We start from the raw sequence: 13,556 nt of genomic DNA, 5'->3' as shown, positions 1-13,556 counted from the left end.
TAAAAATAGTATAAGTCTTGTAACCTTAAATTGTCCCCTCTACAATTCGTTTAACCTCAGTTTCAATCTCAGTAAATTCATTAATATGTTCATTACTTATAACATTAGCATACACAGCATCAGCACTAGATTTACTAAACACCTTTTTTAAATTCAATTGGTACTTACTCAATTGATCATCATATCTAGTTTTAAATTTTTTCCTTAATATCTCGTCCTTTATACTATCAATCCTAGCAACCAAACGCCCGTCCTTAAGATAATTAATATCTACACTAAGTCTTATTATTATCAGAACCTTAAAAGAACCTAATTCATTTAACAAAGCATTAAAATCAGGAATAGTATAAGTCTTGTAATCTTCACCTTTACCAATTTTATCATTAGTTACTATCTCTCGTATCTCATCAATTACAAGTTTTTCCTTATATGAAAGTTTTGCATATACATCCCCATTTTCTATAATTCGTCTAGCCTCAGTTTCAATCTCAGTAAATCCATTATCATAGTCATCATTTGTAAACCAAAAATGCACATCATCAGCAAGCACATTATCAGCACTAGGCTTACTAAATAAACCTTTTAAATATAATAGGTACTCATCCAATCTATCATTATATAAAACTTGTAAATTTTGTTTTTTTTGGAGGTTTTGAACATTATTTATAGCATCAAGAGCTGCTTTTTGGATTTTAACAACATCTAAATCGAATTTTATAATATCTTTAACCTTACCAGCACCTAATTCATTTAACAAAGTATAAAAATCAAGATCAGTATAAGTCTTGTAACCTTCATCACTATCAATGCTAGCATCAGTTACTACATCTTTAATCTTAAAAATTGATATCTTGCCTTCCTTAGATACTTTAAATGTGTCTAAAAGCTCATTAAGCTTAACACCTAAACTTTTCTCCACTTCTGCTAATGCAGGAACACTATCTTCTACACCTGTTAAAGTTACTACTTCACTAGGCTTCCTTAAAGCTCCCTCTCCAGTAACAATTCTTCTAAAATCAGGCTCTTTTCGAATCATACCTCCTCTTTGGGGGGATTTTAAATTACAACTTATAAACAGCAATATTAATACTAACAACGAAATGATATGTCTAATCTTTAACATTCAATATCTCCTTTTTCTTTAACATTCAATATCTCCTTTTTCTTTAACATAATTATTAAAATGAACCAATTATAAAATAATTGTATTACAATATTACAATATTACAATAATATCAAAATCTTAAAGCATTAATATTTACCATATTTATATATTTATCATCCACAACATGATCATAAACCACACATCATGACTTAAGCTATTAAATAACTCTTTTAAATACAACTCATATCCATTACTATGTGCATTAAATGCTATTTTGTAAATCTTGTTTTGCTAAACCTGCAAAAATAGCATTTACAGTATGCAAAGTCAGGTCCTAAAGGATCTTAACCACTTAAATAAACTTTTATTATTTTCTAAGCCTTAAAATAACCTAAGTCATTTAACAAAGCATTAAAATCAGGAATAGTATAAGTCTTTTAACCTTGAGCATTGGTAATGCTAGCATCAGTTACTATACCTAGTATATAATCAATTCAAACTTTTCACCAGGTAAAAGTTTTGTATATACATCCCCATTTTCTATAATTCGTCTAACCTTACTTTAAACTCAGTAAATTTATCAATATAGCCATCACTTATAACATCAGCATACACATCATCAGCAGGAAGTCTACTAAATACACTTTTTAAATGCAATAGGTAACTATTCAATATAAGGCTATATTCATATCGCAGTTCTAGCTTTAATTGCCTGTCCTTTAAATTGTTAATAATATCAACAACTTCTCTTTTAATCTTGTCAACACTTGAATAAGCTTTTACTATTTCTTGAACCTTAAAATAACCTAATTCATTTAACAAAGCATTAAAATCAGGAATAGTATAAGTCTTGTAATCTTCACCAATACCAATTTGATTATTAGTTACTATCTCTCGTATATCATCAATTACAAGTTTTTCCTTATATGAAAGTTTTGCATATACATCCCCATTTGCTATAATTCGTCTAGCCTCAGCTTCAATCGCAGGAAATTCATCAACATATTTATCATTTATAACATTAGCATACACAGCATCAGCAGTAGATTTACTAAACAACTTTTTTAAATGCAACGGGTAATCCTTCAATTTATCATCATATACAACTTGTAAACTTTGTTTTTTTTTGGGTTCCTGAATATTATTTATAGCCTCAAGAGCTGCTTTTTGGGCTTCAACAACCTTTAAATCGAATTTTATAATATCTTGAACCCTAGCAGCACCTAATTTATTTAACAAATCACGAAAATCAAGATTAGTATAAGTCTTGTAACCTTTATCTCTTTTATCAATACCAATTTTATCATTAGTTACTACATCTTTAATCCTAACAATTGATCTCTTGCCTGTCTTAGATACTCCAAATGTGTCTAAAAGCTTATCAAGATCAACACTTAAACTCTTTGTATCATGATCTTTTTGGGTTTTTACGTTTCCTTCTATAGACAAGTGTTGCTCAACCGCATCGTCTCGTGGGGATTTTAAATTACAATTTATTACTAGCAACAATATTAATACTAGTAAAAAATTGTAATACTTTACCTTTAACATATAAATATCTCCTTTTTTTCAAATTTTACCAATAAAATATTGGTAACAATATAATATTATAATAATATATTATTATATACATAATAAAATTGCTACAATATAATAAATTTTAAAGTATCTAAAGAATTAATACACAAATTAATATTTACAAATTAATATTTATCTGTTTGTTTTATCTATATGTTTCTCTATATAAATTAAAGATCATACTAATTACTTCTTTTGTATAACGGCTGAAACATTATTTTTAATAGTTATAAAAATTCGAATAATCATTATTGATCATAATGTCATTTCATATACCTGTATTTATATACTTGTAATTTACGAATAAAATAATGTATTATAACTGATAAACATTTTTTTATACATCTAAATACATATGTATATATATTTAGACGATATAAAGCTATATATATTTACGTGTATAATGAAATTAATTAATTCATATTAATTCGTAATTAAATCTAAAGTTAAGGAAAATATTTTGAAAACAACTAAGTTAATCAAGACTATATTAATTATATGGATAGGCTCAAGCTTGGGTGCTTGTACTCAAAATTTAAAAAAAAATCAAAATAATCCAAGATTAGTATTGCAAAGAAGTATACCTAATAATATAAATTCAGCCAACTTAAATTCTAAAGAACCTACAAAAAAACCTATACCAAAACATGGATTATTTGATGATTTTGAAGAACCTACAAAAAAACCTATACCAAAATATGGATTATTTGATGATTTAGTAATCTTTAAAGACGATGAGAGCAGGGGAGACCATTATTATTCCAAGTTATATACTAAAGAATATGACATTAATTTCGATCTCTTTATGAATCATAAATTTTATCGTATAACAAAATACGACAAAAACCAATGGGCTTTCCGGGAACGAGGAAAGGAAGAATCTGGAAAACTAAAAAAAATCAAACTATTATTCCCCCATCACATATTTAAAAATAATCTTAAAGATTTGTCTAAAGTTGACGACTACAATCTACAATTTATCAATTTATGCTTAAGCTTTGAAAATTCAGAAGGTAAAACTATAGACATAGTCTTTGCAGGAAGTAGAGACGACATAATGGCATTTTCACAAGCACTAAAGAAAGACTCAGATAAAGTACCACAAAAGTTCTCATTCAAATTCTTTATAGATAAGAAATCTGAATCAGATAATGGTTATTACTTCTACAAAACAAAACTGGGTGAAAACTTACAAGAGTTTATAAATGATAATAGCAGTAGTCAATACGAAGATGAAACCTTTAAGCTTATAAACAAAGAAGGAATAGATAAACTTAAACAAATTACCGATCAATTTTCAACCTTAGCCGAACTGAAAAAATTCATTACAAGTAAAAGATTTAATAAAAGCGATATTTAAACAAATTAAAAAATCTAAATTTTTTTCAATTAATCAAACAGACAAACACTATTTAGTGCATTTGTTTGTTAAACAGATAAAATAACAATTAAGCCTCAAACTAAAGCTTTTAAAAATAATTTATCTAAAACTTAAAATTAAAGAAAAAAAATTAAAACTATAGACTTTCAAAATACATTTTGATAATATCTAAATTATATTAAATATCAAAATACATTTGGTATAATTTTAAGATAAAGGATAAAAGATGAAAAAGTACATATTCATATTTCTAATATTAATTGGGATGCTTTCATGTGAGTCTTTAGATAAAGATACTGAAGAAAATAATTATTACAAAGACGGACAAAATCAAGAAAACAAATGGTAGAAATTTGCAGAAGAAAGCAAAAACAAAATTTTATAAGCTTCAATAATTCCTAAAAGAAAGATATTAAATCTTTCTTAAAACAGGTGTTATTCTTAAAAGCTTTACACATCAATATCGCCACCATATTATGGTGGCAAATTTTACTCTGATTTTTAAGATAAAATTTTAAAAAATTTAAAATTCATAGTACTTTTAAAAAATTAAATATTTAAAAAAAATATTTAATTTTTATATTTTTATTATTGCAGATCATTAATTAAATATGTATAATATAAGCATGTAATAAGGATATGATTATAAGGTTAAAGCGTGGTAAAGTGTATAAAACAATATTGTTTTCATTAGTTCTTTTAAAATTATCATGTGGTACCTTTTTAAAAGATAAGTACCACGGAGAATCTGAATTTAAAAATATAGAAAAAAACAAATATAAATCTATATCAAAAGAAAAAGGATAGCTTCACATCCAAAAATAATCTGTTCCAACCTAAAATTTAAAGCAATGAAAATGGAATTTTATTTAAAAATGTCAACGAATCTCATTTTTATATTCTTCTCACCTTGGAGACTCTTTAGGTTTAAAGAGTCTCTTTTTTTTAAGAAAAATCAATTTTTTCCTAACATAAACCAATCTAATTGTTTTCATATGCTTGACAAAAGTTCATACTCTAAGACATCAAGCTTCCCCAAAATATACAGCCATACAGTAAACTATACAGTAAATATTTAAGCAGTTCCTTAAGCAGTACCAACTTATAAATTTACTTAAGAATTACTCAATAAAATTTAAACCAATTAAATTATAAAAAATAATATTGACTTTTAAATTAAAAAAAATTTAAAATTATACAAAGACAAATAAATATTTTAAAACTATACGAAAGAGATGATACTATAAGACTCAATTGTAATTGGGTCTTTTTTTTTATCTTAAACTCAAATATCTAAAATTAAACTAATTTAAATATTTGACAAAAATAATATAACTAAATTATGTATTATTTTTGCTAAATATGATATAATTAAGTTCTCAAGGCAATTAAAAATGGATATTAAAATAGATAATGAATTTAATATAATTTTTGACAATGATTTAAAAATAGTAGATGGGCTTGATGAACAAAAGCAAAAATTATTATTATACCTAAAAACACCCGTTGGTAGTCTTTATAATAAAGACTACGGTCTTAACTTTACTTTTTTTTTAAAACTCTTAAAGACACAAAAAGAGGAAGATATCAAAACTTTTTTTGCAAATACTTTAAGAAGCCTCAACATTGACATATTAAATATCAGAATAAAAAAAGAAAATCAAAAAATAACATTACAATTTTTCCTAGCAGGAGACACGCTAAATATGGAATACAATATATGAAAATAATATTTGACGAAGAAATTGGGGTTCTTACAAAATCAATAGAAGAGATACAAAATATAAAAAAAGAGATACTTAAACAAGAATATAATATTTTAATAAAAGACAACTCAATATTTGACATAATAAACTACCCAAGTTCTGCAATCGATATGGAGATAATTAAAGTTTTAAATGAATTATTTGAAACACTTAAAGAAGGAGGAAAATACTTTAAAAGTTTACAAGAATCCTTAAGCATACCCAAAAGTTCAACTTATGAAGCAATAAAACAAGCACTTCTAGCAATTCCAAATATAAAATATGCAAATATCATAAGTTCATCAGGAACAATTGAGATTCACATAATATTTAAAGATGAGTATAGAAAAAATCAAATCATTGATAATGAAACACAGATAAATATTTGGGAAGCAATATATTATACTGCTCCAAGCGGTACAGCATTTCAAGGACAAATAGAACTTGAGTTTTTAAACAAAAATAGGCAAAAAAAGACATATAAGTTTAGCTTAGGAATAATTAAATACGCATATTTAAAAGTATTATACAAAACCGAAACAGATGCAATGTATAAGGAAATAGCTGGACAAATAAAAAAAATTTACAAAAAAATCATAAGAGATAAATATAAAGATATGGGCATTTCATTAAGATACCAAGATTTCTTAAGTCCTGTAAGCATAATTAAAGGAATTAAAAGCATGCGCATTGGTATTTGCATAAAAGAAAACTTAGATACTAAAATAACAGAAATTGAAAAATCTAAGTTTAATTTCAATACCGATATTGAAATTAAAGAAAATGAACTGATATCTCTTGATGAAAATTCAAGACTCATGATTGACAGAGAATAAGGTAATGAAAACAATACCACAATTTTTACAAAATACACAGATTTCAAAGATCATACAAAGCGAACTTAACTTCAAAAAACAACTATTAGCAGAACTTAAAGAACTACTTAAAAATTTTGATACAATTAATGTAGAAGGTATCATCAATTCAAGATATATTGCACTGATGATGCTATCATTATTTAATGCATTTCACTTAAAAAAAGGACTTAAAAAAGACCTAATCAATTCTCTTAAAGCATTAATATTTGCAATAAAATCAATAGGAACAGATGAGAGTTTTCATTTACTCTTCAAGGCATTTTTGCATGCAAAAGTTGAGGTAAGCGTTAATCCAAATATACCTGGAGAGATTATTATCAAATTAATTGACAATATTAGGTCACCTATTAAATTTAAAATAGCTGGAAAAATTAATGGAAAATTAAAAATTATTATAGTTAAACACAAAGGAAAATTTAAAAAACTTGCATCGAACTATATTCCAAAGGACTTTAAAAATTCAATATATGGATTTATAAAAACCCTAATTCCTGCTGGAAGGACTATTAAAATTTTTGACACTTATGATGAAAAAATAAAATAAAATTCACATATTATATTGTTTAAAACAAATAAGGAGGTTATATGGATTATGAAAATGAAGAAACAGAAGAAATAATACAAATAAAAGATTTTAACAGAAAAATCAAAGTCAATGAACATGACCTAATTCCCATTGACGATATTGTTGAAGAAACTTATGCAATTACATACAAAAATTTACTTGAGCAAATAAAAAAAGATACATTCTATGGAGGATTTGAATATTTCAAAAAGGTCATAAGAGAAATAATATCTAAAGAGCTGATTGAATACGAATCTTACATAGAGAAAATGTACTTAAAGATAATTTCTAAGCTAATAGGACTTGAAACAGAACCAAACAGTATTGAATTTAATGATCTTCTAAACAAACTTAAGGAAACATTAATTGAAAATTTAAAGGTATCTGGAAATAATGTAACATCAAGCAAAATATCAACCTACAATCCAAATAAACGAGAATTTGAGTTAGTTGAATTTCAAACCTTAATTGATAATTTAAGAGAAATTTTTACAGAAAATACTAATTTAGAAAAACTTAAAAAACATATAAGAGAGACTTTTGCTAGAATAGATGATTTTCAAAGAGTAAATAATTCAATAAGTCAACTTTATGTAAAGAAGAACAATCTTTACAAAGAATTAAACATTGCAGCACAATTACTAGGCTCAAGTAATTACGAAGATAAAGAACTAGAATTTATTGCATTTAGTAGAAGCAGAGGTGCACTCAAAAGATTAACAACACACCATTATTTACAAGGAGTTCCTGAAAATTTTAAATATTGGGGAATACCATCTAAACGTGATTCTTTTTATTCTTATAGCGAATTTGCTGAAAAGTCATTATATATAGACATTACGGGTGAAAAAGTAGAATTAAGATTTCCAAGAAATTTAAAAAATAAATCCATCTACCTTAACATAATCCTTGATATTAAAAGTTCTACAACTACTAATGATAATATGACCAAAAGGATCAACCTTAAATTTTCAGAAAATAATACATCACAATCTACAACTTTATACTTCTACAGTGGAAAACAACACAATATAACACAACCACTTCTTACAGGATGGTATAAATTAGAATATGCCTTATTAGACAATGATTCAAATCAAGATATTCCATATCTTACTAAAATATAGTTTTGGACATTTAATTTTTGTTAAATTTATGTTAATATATCAATATAACAAAATTTAGTGGTTTATCTTTCAAATACAAAATAATACATCTAACACATATTTAAAATGGAGGACAATATGAACACGGTATTTGACTTTTTATCAAATATTGCCGAGACAAAACTTATAATCATGGGGATATTAGTATTACTTACACTAATACCTTTAACGCTACTATTAGGACCTGTCATGAACGAAATAATTAAGATAATTAAGAATTTCATTGACAAAAAAAAATAAAAAGACAAAAAAAATTAAAAATAAAATTAAAAATTTAAGGAATAATTTATGTTAAACAAAAACAATACCAATTTAGGAATAATTTTCCTTCAAAATCTAATGGAATTTCTTGGATATAGTGATACCCCAAATGACCAAATTTTTGAGATAGGCATAAAAAAAGCCATTGATATTTATAAATACATGAATACTCTTTACTTAAATTCAATGCAAAAAATGGAAATCCAAGAATCCAAACAAATCATTATTGAACTTAACACCATACTTAATAAGATTATGAGGCTTACTGATGCAATTAATACTGATGCCGATCCTTCTTTCATTGAAGAATTACGACTTGAACGCAATAAACTTATGGCAACTAAGGCCCAATTACTCAAAGAAGAACTAGAAAAAGATATGAAAGAACATAAGAGAGTAAACAAAAAAGGAGATAAAAAGTGAACAAAAAACTAATTCTAAACCTAACGATTTTATTGCAATTAATTATATTTAGCATGATATTTAGTTGCACTTCCATAGCCACACTACCAGAAGAGCCTAAAACACCTACCGAAGTTACACTTAAAAACTTAAGCATATATGAAGCAAAGCTTGCAGGTTATGCACTGTATCTAGAAACATTTTTAACTCGCAATAAGCAAAAATTTAGGGATCAAAATTTTCCAACATTTAAGTTATTAGATGCCACTGTTTTAAGAGAAGAACACACATTAGAAGCAATTCAAGAAAACATAAAGCACTTAAAACATTACATAAACAATACAAAACCCATAGCTTTTGCCGTATACAAAAAATATAGTAAATTAAAAAAGTGAATTTAAAAGTAAGTAAAATTAAAAAACAATTAACATCTTTACTCTTTTATAAAAAAGTCCCAAATAGGGGCTTTTTTTTTTAATTCTTTAAGTTTTCTTTAAGTATTTAAAGATAAAAAAACATACATACATATGTTTAGTAAAATTTCAACAAAAATAAAGAACATTATAAGGTCAAAGAGAATCAACATGACTTGCCCTTAACAAGGCTCGTCCATTTCTAATTAATTTTAAATAAATATTATTAGTACTTTTTTGTTCTTAATATAAGTCATTTATTTTATAATATAGCAAAAACATAAGTTTGTAAAGTATTTTGCAAATAAATCAAACAAATGAAAAAAGAAAACTAATATTTAACTCTATAAAAAATAAATATTAATTTATTTTCATATTTGCTAAAACAAGTATTTACTTTTAAGATAAATTGTATTATTAATTAACTTAAGATTTATAAATACTTATATTAGGAGTAAACAATGAAAATCAAAAGTATAAAGGGTAAAACCAATAGATATCAATACAACTTAATTGTACTAATATCCACACTTAATTTCATGAACTTAAAACTCAATCAATACACACAAAAAGACATTTTATATTTTTTCAATGGCAACTTAAATAGAAACGATCAAAAAATAGTCAAGATTAAAACATTGCAGAATTATTTATACGCACTTGAGAAAAAGTTTAAAATCACACGCAACTACTGCAAACACTTAGGTAAAAAATGCGGAAGTGAAGTTTATTATACTCTACAATACTCAAAGAGAGAATGTCATGCCAAAATAAACTCACATTTCAAGGATATAAAAGAAGAGAAAATAAACAGGTTTAAAGAGAGGGTGGCTAACTACAAAAAAGAAAATGGGAGTCTAAAATGGGAGTGTATTTATAGTAATAATAATAATAAGAGAGAAGAAGAGACACTAATTAAATACATAAACAAATGCAATTTCAAGATTGATCTCCCCTTCTTTTTATTAAAATTAAAAATAGATAAGACAAAAAAGATAGAAATTATAAAGGAAATAAAAAGACATGAGACAAGTTTAAAAGCACTTAAGAGAGAAGAGATATCCCAAATAAAGGATGAAATTGAGAAGGGTCAGGAAGGGTGTATTAGGACCTTTTTAAAGGAAAGGGGATACCTAAATAAAAGTTTTCAAAGAAAGAATAATAAAAGAGAGCTTAAGGTAAAAAAACTTAAAGAGATACTAAGTGCAAAGGAAGAAGAACTTAAGGGGCAAAATTACGATGAGGCAATATTAAGAGAAGAAATTGGTAAAATATACGAAGTTTATAAAGAAAAGCCTCACTTTATAATAGAACAAGACAAATATAAGGATTTAGATCGTCTAATAAGGAAAATCAAAATAAGAACCAAGACTTGTAAGAAGCAAGAAATCAAAGCGGATGATATAAAAAACAATATTTTTAGTATATTATTAGAACAGCTAATGTATAAGGTAGATATTGGCGTATTAATACCAGCCTTAAAAAAATTTATTAACGCCAAAGATGAGTTAAAGTATAGCAAAGTAGTTGATAATACATATTATTACGAATTGCTTAAAATAATAAAGTAAGAAATTAACAATACCAAGGATAAGGAAGAATGGTGGCTTTACTAGAGTTATTGAAGCAGAAAAAAAAAGAGATAGATCCAAACAATAGAAAAAAGGGAAAACATAATATTTTCTCTAAAGTCGAAGAGATTAACAACCGCAGGATATATCATACTAAGATTTTCAACGATTTTTATACATTTGGAATAAGTAAGAATGAACCAACTAAGTTTTTCATCTCTCTTAGAGGAATTTTTAACATAGAGGATATAAGCATGTTTCATTTATTTTCTATTAGAGATGATGATGATTTTTTTGGTATTTATTATGGAATTAAGAAATTAGACAAGGCCTTTTTGGTAAAGAATTTCAATAAAAGAGAGACTTATACTTTAAGGAAATGTGAGTACATAGAATTTAGATTTAAAAAAGGTGGGGTTTTTTGTTATTTAAGTGGGCTGCATAATTTATTAAAAAAAGATAAGGTTGAAAGTTCCTACTATCAGACTTTATTAAGCATACTCCTAGAATTAGAGCGGGAACTTTATGCATTTTATGGGAAAAAATTGCCGGAAGGGGGTATCATTCCAAGATGGATACAAAAGAGACAAAAGTAATTACAGTAGCATCAATTAAAGGTGGGGTAGGTAAGAGCACTACAAGTTTAATATTTGCAACGCTTTTATCGCAGTCTTCTAAGGTGTTAATTATAGACATAGACACACAAGCATCAACTACCAGTTATTATTTTAAAGTAATAAAAGAATGTGGGGTAGATTTATTTAATCGGAACATATACGAAGTTTTAATATCCAATCTTCATATTGATAATGCTATTGTAAATATTAGTAGTAATTTAGATTTAATACCAAGTTATTTAACTTTGCACAAATTTAATTCAGAGGCCATTCCGTACAAGGAATTTAGATTAAAGGAACAGTTGAAGTTATTGGGTTTTGAGTATGACTACATAATACTTGATACTAATCCTAGCTTGGATTTTACTTTAACTAATGCTTTAGTATGTAGCAATTATATAATAGTACCAATTACAGCAGAGAAATGGGCAGTTGAGAGTTTAGATCTATTTAATTTTTTCATAGAGAAATTATCTATAAAAGCTCCCATTTATTTACTTAATACCAAATTTAAAAAGAATAATACACACAAGGAATTGTTAAATATTTTGAAACAAAATGATAATTTTTTAGGTACAATATCTGAAAGAGAGGATTTAAATAGGAAAATTGCTCGGAATGATGTTTTTGATTTAAGTAAAGATTACATAAGGGAGTACCAAGATACGCTTTTAACTTTGATGAATAAGATAGAAATTATGGCTTAATCTAAAGTGATAACTTACGTACACTTAGTGTACGTACAAATCAAAGGAGGGTTAGAAATGTACATAGAGGTTAATAAGAGGAATTTAGCTAAAGAGGTTACACCTGAAGAACAGATATCTATTCACTATAATAAGCTTAAAGAAAGATTAAAAATTAATTTTCAAAAAGAGATTTTTTGTAAAATTGAGGCAATGAAAGTTTTAAAAGAGATTAAAGATAATGAGTATTACAAACTTGATAATTATGCCAATTTTGATGATTTTGCTAAAGATTACAGACTTGCTAGAACTCAAACTTATAAATATTTAAAGATAGCTACTGCGATTGAAGAGGGAATTGTGGAGGAAAAGTATGTTATTAACAATGGGATTAATGGAACTATGTTTTTGTTAAGAAATAAAGAAGGTGTTAATATAAAGAAATCTAAACAAAATCCGTTAAAACCTTTAAGGTTTCAGCTTAAATGTCCAGATGCCTATGCCTTTTATAAAGGTAATGCCAAGCTTACAAGTTTTTTACTAGAGAGAGTTTTCTCGGATGAAAAAGAGTTTTTATCAAAAATAATAAATAAGTTTGAGTCTTCAAAGAAGGGGAAAAAGTAGAGTAATAGATTTATGGAGTTGGATTTATTTCTAAAGATTTTTTGCAAACAATTTAATGATATGGGGGGAGGTTAAAAAGGTTTTAGAAATGAACCTAACATGTAATAATAAAAGTTTTGATGTTAAAACATTTATTTTAAAGTTCTTATTTCAAGATATATTTTAATGCATAGATTTTAAAGTTTATTGAAAAATGATCAAGTGTTTATTTATGATATATAATTGGTTTTTGAAGTAAATAAGGTGAGTAGAAATTTCTGTATAATTAATTTTTTGTTTTTTTTAAAAAAACTTTAAAAAATATTTGCAAAATGTTTGAAATTGTTATATATTATAGTTAGTACAGATTGACATGCAATGTGTCACTCTTAATATAAGGACCTGTTACCTTAAAAGGTTTATTAGGGACTTTGAGGTCAGAGTTTCTAATAAACCTTTTATTTTTGGTATCCCAATAATATGTATTTTTCATATATTCTCTTCTCAACCAGGGGCTTAAAGCCCTTGGTTGAGAAGAGAATATATGTTATGGAATTTTGAAGTGTTTTGTTAATTTTTATATTT

The 13,556-nt window shown here is 25.9% G+C and carries 16 protein-coding genes; 14 read left to right on the top strand and 2 right to left on the bottom strand.

From position 1 onward, the window contains the following. Positions 1-25 precede the first annotated feature (25 nt). Positions 26-1,123 (bottom strand): BTA121 domain-containing protein surface lipoprotein, encoded by a 1,098-nt coding sequence (locus tag QMG63_RS04855; protein WP_281862266.1) that lies wholly within the window; start codon positions 1,121-1,123, stop codon positions 26-28. A 522-nt stretch (positions 1,124-1,645) separates the two neighbouring features. After that, complete coding sequence (locus QMG63_RS04850) at positions 1,646-2,656, bottom strand: BTA121 domain-containing protein surface lipoprotein (protein ID WP_281862265.1); 1,011 nt, start codon at positions 2,654-2,656, stop codon at positions 1,646-1,648. 487 nt (positions 2,657-3,143) lie between these two features. Between QMG63_RS04850 and QMG63_RS04845 the strand changes: the two genes are divergently transcribed. The 14 genes from QMG63_RS04845 (at position 3,144) to QMG63_RS04780 (ending at position 12,992) form a co-directional block, all read left to right on the top strand. Next, entirely contained in the window at positions 3,144-4,043 is a 900-nt protein-coding gene (locus tag QMG63_RS04845; RefSeq protein WP_281862262.1) for a hypothetical protein, read from the top strand. Between the two features lie 247 nt (positions 4,044-4,290). Continuing rightward, the gene (locus QMG63_RS04840) at positions 4,291-4,413 is read left to right on the top strand and encodes a hypothetical protein (RefSeq protein ID WP_281862260.1); all 123 of its coding nucleotides are present in this window, start codon (positions 4,291-4,293) and stop codon (positions 4,411-4,413) included. Between the two features lie 290 nt (positions 4,414-4,703). Beyond that, entirely contained in the window at positions 4,704-4,871 is a 168-nt protein-coding gene (locus tag QMG63_RS04835; protein ID WP_281862258.1) for a hypothetical protein, read from the top strand. 587 nt (positions 4,872-5,458) lie between these two features. Continuing rightward, the gene (locus QMG63_RS04830; protein ID WP_281862256.1) at positions 5,459-5,788 is read left to right on the top strand and encodes a contractile injection system sheath initiator; all 330 of its coding nucleotides are present in this window, start codon (positions 5,459-5,461) and stop codon (positions 5,786-5,788) included. Further along, on the top strand, positions 5,785-6,645 hold the full coding sequence (locus QMG63_RS04825; protein ID WP_281862254.1) for a DUF276 domain-containing protein: 861 nt from the start codon (positions 5,785-5,787) through the stop codon (positions 6,643-6,645). Before QMG63_RS04830 ends, QMG63_RS04825 begins: the two co-directional genes overlap by 4 nt. A 4-nt stretch (positions 6,646-6,649) precedes the next feature. Further along, entirely contained in the window at positions 6,650-7,231 is a 582-nt protein-coding gene (locus QMG63_RS04820; RefSeq protein WP_281862253.1) for a DUF735 family protein, read from the top strand. 41 nt (positions 7,232-7,272) lie between these two features. Further along, complete coding sequence (locus QMG63_RS04815) at positions 7,273-8,379, top strand: DUF685 domain-containing protein (protein ID WP_281862251.1); 1,107 nt, start codon at positions 7,273-7,275, stop codon at positions 8,377-8,379. A 117-nt stretch (positions 8,380-8,496) separates the two neighbouring features. Beyond that, positions 8,497-8,658, top strand: coding sequence for a BlyA family holin (locus QMG63_RS04810; protein ID WP_281862250.1), 162 nt, complete (start codon positions 8,497-8,499; stop codon positions 8,656-8,658). A gap of 48 nt (positions 8,659-8,706) precedes the next feature. Beyond that, positions 8,707-9,102 (top strand): BlyB family putative holin accessory protein, encoded by a 396-nt coding sequence (locus QMG63_RS04805; RefSeq protein ID WP_281862249.1) that lies wholly within the window; start codon positions 8,707-8,709, stop codon positions 9,100-9,102. Beyond that, entirely contained in the window at positions 9,099-9,476 is a 378-nt protein-coding gene (locus tag QMG63_RS04800) for a BBA14 family lipoprotein (protein WP_281862248.1), read from the top strand. Before QMG63_RS04805 ends, QMG63_RS04800 begins: the two co-directional genes overlap by 4 nt. A gap of 479 nt (positions 9,477-9,955) precedes the next feature. Then, positions 9,956-11,065, top strand: coding sequence for a plasmid maintenance protein (locus tag QMG63_RS04795; protein ID WP_281862247.1), 1,110 nt, complete (start codon positions 9,956-9,958; stop codon positions 11,063-11,065). Between the two features lie 29 nt (positions 11,066-11,094). Then, entirely contained in the window at positions 11,095-11,661 is a 567-nt protein-coding gene (locus tag QMG63_RS04790; RefSeq protein WP_281862245.1) for a DUF226 domain-containing protein, read from the top strand. Next, positions 11,637-12,389 carry a ParA family protein gene (locus QMG63_RS04785; RefSeq protein ID WP_281862244.1) on the top strand — a complete coding sequence of 251 codons (753 nt, stop codon included), beginning with the start codon at positions 11,637-11,639 and terminating at the stop codon, positions 12,387-12,389. The genes QMG63_RS04790 and QMG63_RS04785 overlap by 25 nt, the downstream gene beginning before the upstream one ends. A gap of 57 nt (positions 12,390-12,446) precedes the next feature. After that, entirely contained in the window at positions 12,447-12,992 is a 546-nt protein-coding gene (locus QMG63_RS04780; protein ID WP_281862243.1) for a chromosome replication/partitioning protein, read from the top strand. Positions 12,993-13,556: the final 564 nt, after the last annotated feature.

The sequence above is a fragment of the Candidatus Borrelia fainii genome, assembly GCF_027925085.1.
Lineage (GTDB): Bacteria > Spirochaetota > Spirochaetia > Borreliales > Borreliaceae > Borrelia > Borrelia turicatae.
The sequence above is the reverse complement of the archived record's forward strand: the minus strand, read 5'-3'. Positions and strand labels throughout refer to the sequence as shown.